Below are 255 nucleotides of genomic sequence, written 5' to 3'. Positions count from 1 at the left end.
CCAAGGCCCACCTGCATCAATGCATCCATCTTTTCGCGGATCGACGGAACGGCAGCAAAGAAGGTCTGCGCATCTTCAACCGTCATATCAAGAACGTCGGCTATGCTTTTGCCCTTGAACTGAATTTCAAGTGTCTCGCGATTGTATCGCTTGCCCTTGCAGGTCTCGCATTCGACATAGACATCGGGCAGGAAATGCATCTCGATCTTGATGACGCCGTCGCCCTGACAGGCCTCGCAGCGGCCGCCCTTGACG

The 255-nt window shown here is 54.9% G+C and carries 1 protein-coding gene; it reads right to left on the bottom strand.

The window, feature by feature from the left end:
- Positions 1-200: hypothetical protein (locus tag B4A72_RS07155; protein WP_292978277.1), on the bottom strand; the 200-nt coding region annotated here is incomplete at its 3' end.
- Positions 201-255 lie beyond the last annotated feature (55 nt).

The sequence above is a fragment of the Paracoccus sp. UBA5162 genome (genome assembly GCF_002413585.1).
GTDB lineage: Bacteria > Pseudomonadota > Alphaproteobacteria > Rhodobacterales > Rhodobacteraceae > Paracoccus.
Note: the sequence above shows the minus strand (reverse complement) of the source record. Positions and strands in the feature narration are given on the sequence as shown.